This is a genomic window from Streptomyces sp. KLMMK, from assembly GCF_036961605.1.
GTDB lineage: Bacteria > Actinomycetota > Actinomycetes > Streptomycetales > Streptomycetaceae > Streptomyces > Streptomyces telluris.
Map to the genome: position 1 here is coordinate 1 of NZ_JBAMDC010000476.1, position 4,454 is coordinate 4,454.

Consider the following 4,454-nt stretch of genomic DNA (forward strand, 5'->3'; position numbering starts at 1 on the left):
TCCGCCCGCTGCGGCCCCGAACTCACCTCGCCCGAAGGCGTGGAGGCCCAGACATGCGTCCTGGAACAGGGGAACGAGACCTGGGCCCGTACGTACTACCGCAACGCGACAGGCGCCCCTCTGCGGGCCGTTCTGACCCTCATGGGCCCCGACGGCCGGACCGTCCAGGTGCACTGCCGCACGACGGCCTCCGACGACCCCGACGGGTGCGAGACGCCGCGCGCGCGGACGGTCCGGGCAGGGAGCGGGGAGGCGGCGCGGAGCGGGAGGGCCGCCGAGGACGGGCTCGGCGGGGATCCGTACGAGGCGGTCGCGGAGATCGCTTCGGCGGACGGGAGGCTGCTGCTGCGCTCGGGGAGCAACTCGGCGGAGGACCGGGGGGATTAGCCGGACGGGCTCCCGGCGCGGGCCGTGCGGGCGGCGTGCGCCCCGGCAGCTGCCCCGGCGGCCGCACCGGCACCGGCTTCGGTGCCGCCCTCGGCCTCGGCGTTTCCGGGCATGGAAACGCCCGGTCGCTGGCGACGGGGGATGCACCAGCGACCGGGCTTCTAGAACCGTAACAAGAGATCGGCCGTTCGCAAATTCGATCGTGGATTTCCGGACGCGTATTTCCGGGCTGACAGCGGGAGTTGTGACAGGAGTCACGTAAATGGCGGCCGTTCAGCCGCCGGAATCAACTACTCCGCTGCTTGGAATCCAACAGTCCGCCCCCGGGACCCATGACGCCGGCCGCTCCGGAGGCGGACCGGCCTCAGTTCAGGGTGATCTGACGGCTGGTGAGGCCGCTGCGCGCCCGCCGCTCGTCGGGCGTCAGGGGAGAGGTGTCGGCGAGTGCCGTGGCCAGCCGCTCCGCGAAGGCCGCGGCCGGCTTCTCGGTGTCTTCCGCGCGCATGTCGCTCGGCAGGTCCCAGACGGGCACGGTGAGGCCGTGCGCCCGGAACGACCCGACCAGGCGGGTGCCTTCGCCCAGCGAGGAGGTGCCCGCGGCGTGCAGCCGGGCCAGAGCGTCCAGAAGCTGCTCCTCGGGGTGGGTCATGACCCAGCGGAGGTGATTCTTCTCGGGGGTCTCGCACCAGTACGCGGCCTCGACGCCGGAGAGGCGGGCCGTGGGGATGGCGGCGGCGTTGGCCCGGTCCAGGGAGGCGGCGACCTCGCCGGTCGCGTTCTCTGCGTTCTCGACCCAGAACTCGAAGCCCGTGTGGACCTCCGGCTCGAACGGAGCCTTCGGGTCCAGCAGGTCCTGCAGGCGCGGCCCGTCGGCGTCGGTGCGGCCGGCGGTCACCGGGGTGCCCGGGGCGGCCTCGAGCGCGCGCCGCAGGGTGTCGGCGAGGTCGCGGCTGAGGTCGCCGGAGGCGGTGTCGTTCTGCAGGCCCAGCAGCACGGCGCCGTTGTCGCGGCGCAGGGCGGGCCAGGCCATCGGCAGCACGGTGGCCAGTGTCACCGACGGCACGCCCTCCGGCAGCCCGTCCTTGAGGGTGAGCTCGACCGTCGCCGCGGGGACCAGCTCGCGCAGCGCGACCCAGTCCGCCTCGCCGGGCAGACCCTCGAAGGGCCGCTGGACGAGCTCGGTGGCCGCCTGCACGGCCGCGCGGCCGTGGCAGGCCTTGTAACGCCGGCCCGAGCCGCACGGGCAGGACTCGCGGGCACCGACGACGGGGATCGGACCGTCGGCGGCCTGCGGCGATGAGGCCTTCGTCTGGGGCCCCTTGGTCTGGGGGCGGCGCTTCTTGGCCATGGCGTGCGTGTCTCCCGATCGGTGCAGGTGCGTGCGTACGGCGCGGCGGGCACGGTGGCGTGCGTACGGGTCTGCGTACGACACGGTCCGTACGACGCGGCGCGTACGGCTCGTACGGGCGCGAGCCTAGCGCTCGCCACGGTGGCCGGAACGGGCACGCGCGCGGGGCGTCGGGAGGATCGGGAGGGATCGGGAGGAGAGGACGGCGGGAGGGCACGCGGGAGGCGTGCGGAGAGCATGGGGAGAAGCGTGCGGGGAGGCGGTCGGCCGGCGGGTCGGCGGCCGGTGGCGGGGTGCCGCTCTCCGCGGAGCCTTCCCTGGCGGGCGCTCCGGGTACGGGGCCCACCGGCCGTGCACGGGCGTGTCTGCTCGTCGTTCTCTTGGTTCGTGCGGGATCTCGCGGCGTTTCCCGGCTCGCCCCGGCGCTTTTGACGTCGGCGTCTCGCGGCAGGATCTACGCGCGTCACGCCACCGTCATGTCAGTTCGTCGATATCCGCGAATGCGGGTCTGGGTCCCGCGGCGACGCGCGTAGCGAAGCTGTCGTGCACCGAGAGCGCGGCCCAGACGGTCACCTCGCCCGAGGCGTCACGGACGCCCCAGTCCTGGGAGAGGGCGCTGATGATGTTCAGCCCGCGGCCTCCGCGGGCGGTCACCGAAGGTGTGGCCGGAACCGGGCGGGTCGGGCCTCCGCCGTCCGTCACCTCGACCGTGAGCCGGCCGTGGGCGTCCACTCTCCACGCGGCACGTATCCCCCCGTCCTTGTCCTCCTCGTCTCCGTCTCTGCGACCGTCGCCCTCCGGGCTCAGCGGGCGTCCGTGCCGGTACGCATTGCTGAGCAGCTCCGAAAGGATCAGTACGGCGTCGTCGATGACCGAATCCGGTACCCCGATGATGCGCAGATCCTTGCGCATCCGGTGTCTTGCCTGGCCCACACCGGTTGGACCATGGGGTACGGCCATGATCGACGACGTGGGCACCTCCTGTGCCACCACCAACGCCACCCCCGAGACCTCCTTTGCCCCACGTCAGGGGATGGATGCCCCAATGGACTGGACCGGAAACCGGCCATCCGAGACCCGCCGGGGGCACTCGACCGGCTCGAACACGCACCGAACGCGCCGGTGCACTCCTTGTAATGGGGCTGCGGCGTGGGCGGCGGGCGCGGGGGAGCTGCGACTGCGGCCGGCCGGGCTGCGACTACGACCGGCCGAGCTGGGTGAGCACCCGCTTCGGCCGGTTCGTGATCAGCGCGTCCACGCCGAGGCGTGCGCAGAGCTCGACGTCCTCCGGCTCGTTCACCGTCCAGACGTGCACCTCGTTGCCCGCGTCATGCAGCCGGGCCACGTAGCCGGGGTCCTTGCGGATGATGCGGATGCCCGGGCCGGCGATGCGGACGCCCGCGGGCAGCCGCCCGTCGCGGTGGCGGGGCGAGAGGAACTGCATCAGGTAGACGGTCGGCAGCGCCGGGGCAGCCAGCTGGACGCGGTGCAGGGAGCGGGCGGAGAAGCTCATGACCCGCACCGGCGAGGGGCCGTCGTCCGCGGGCGGCCCGGCGAGTCCGAAGCGGCCCAGGAGTTCGAGCAGCTTCTGCTCCACCTGGCCCGCCCAGCGGGTCGGGTGCTTGGTCTCGATGGCGAGCTCGACGCGCCGCCCCGCGTCGGCCACGAGCTCCAGCAGCCGCTCCAGGGTGAGCACGGACGTCGCGTCGAGGTCCGGGGCCTCCCGGTCGGAGACGTCGGCCTTCCAGGAGCCGAAGTCGAGGGTGGCGAGGTCGGCGAGCTCCAGGGAGGAGACGGCGCCGCGGCCGTTGGAGGTGCGGTTGACACGGCGGTCGTGCACGCAGACGAGGTGGCCGTCGGCGGTGAGCCGCACGTCGCACTCGAGCGCGTCGGCGCCGTCCTCGATCGCCTTGCGGTACGCGGCCAGGGTGTGTTCCGGAGCGTCCTCGGAGGCTCCGCGGTGAGCGACGACGGAGAGCGGGTGCCGCTCGGGGCGGAGGTCCCGGGCCGGGTGCGCATAGGTCACCGCGTTATCGTGCCATCGCCCGGCACCATCGTGCATGCGGCCCCTTTTGTTATGGAGTGCCCGGAGCGCAGCGTTGCCGCCGTGGGGGCACAGGGTCCGCTTACGGTGGTCTGACGTGCGGTGGGAAAAGCTTGTACCGGGCTGGTCGTGGGCGGCGGGAAGAACGCCGGCGGCGTGGATCCCGCGGATGACGTGGACACCACACCGCGCATGGCGTAGGCACCATGTAGGAACTGATGTGGCACCTGATGAGGAGAGAGCTGTGAGCACCGAGAACGAGGGCGCCGCCGTCGCGCCTGCGGAGGGCGTTCCGGATGTTCCGGGCGGCTCGTCGGGCATTTCGATGGAGAAGCACGACGGTGCGGCGACGGCCGGGGCAGCGGTGACGGGGGCGGACGCGGCCGGGACGCAGGCCCGTACGGAGACGCCTGCTCCCGCCGGTGCCCCTGCGGCTCCTGCTGCCCCTGCCGACCCTGCTGCCGGCGCCGCTCCGGCTGCGCCGGCTGCCCCGGCCGCTCCGCCCCAGGCTCCGGTGCCGCCCGTGGCCCCGCCCCAGCCGGGGTACGGGCAGCAGCCGGGCGTGCAGGGCCAGGGCGCGGGCGGTTGGTACGACGCGCAGGCCCAGCAGCAGGCTCAGCACCACCAGCAGCCGCAGGCGCAGTCCCAGGCGGGGCCGTACCCGTACGGCGCGCC

Annotated in this window: 3 protein-coding genes and 2 pseudogenes; 2 read left to right on the forward strand and 3 right to left on the reverse strand. The window is 73.5% G+C overall.

Going from position 1 to position 4,454, the window contains the following annotated elements; genetic code table 11:
• Positions 1–387, forward strand: a pseudogene (locus V7793_RS33950) (hypothetical protein); the annotation flags it as partial.
• 364 nt (positions 388–751) lie between these two features.
• Here V7793_RS33950 and V7793_RS33955 read toward each other — a convergent pair.
• The 3 genes from V7793_RS33955 to V7793_RS33965 all read right to left on the reverse strand — a co-directional run bounded on the left by V7793_RS33955 (position 752) and on the right by V7793_RS33965 (position 3,761).
• Complete coding sequence (locus V7793_RS33955; protein WP_336013543.1) at positions 752–1,735, reverse strand: DUF5926 family protein; 984 nt, start codon at positions 1,733–1,735, stop codon at positions 752–754.
• A 474-nt stretch (positions 1,736–2,209) separates the two neighbouring features.
• The gene (locus V7793_RS33960) at positions 2,210–2,695 is read right to left on the reverse strand and encodes an ATP-binding protein (protein ID WP_336013545.1); all 486 of its coding nucleotides are present in this window, start codon (positions 2,693–2,695) and stop codon (positions 2,210–2,212) included.
• A gap of 238 nt (positions 2,696–2,933) precedes the next feature.
• The gene (locus tag V7793_RS33965) at positions 2,934–3,761 is read right to left on the reverse strand and encodes a glycerophosphodiester phosphodiesterase (RefSeq protein WP_336013544.1); all 828 of its coding nucleotides are present in this window, start codon (positions 3,759–3,761) and stop codon (positions 2,934–2,936) included.
• 262 nt (positions 3,762–4,023) lie between these two features.
• On the opposite strand from V7793_RS33965, the pseudogene V7793_RS33970 reads away from it, so the two are divergent.
• Positions 4,024–4,454 (forward strand): annotated as a pseudogene (locus V7793_RS33970) (hypothetical protein); the annotation flags it as partial.

What these genes read in the sequence shown, in the direction of transcription:
- V7793_RS33955 (WP_336013543.1), bottom strand. Translation starts at nt 1,735, where the DNA reads ATGGCCAAGAAGCGCCGCCCCCAGACCAAGGGGCCCCAGACGAAGGCC.
- V7793_RS33960 (WP_336013545.1), bottom strand. Translation starts at nt 2,695, where the DNA reads ATGGCCGTACCCCATGGTCCAACCGGTGTGGGCCAGGCAAGACACCGG.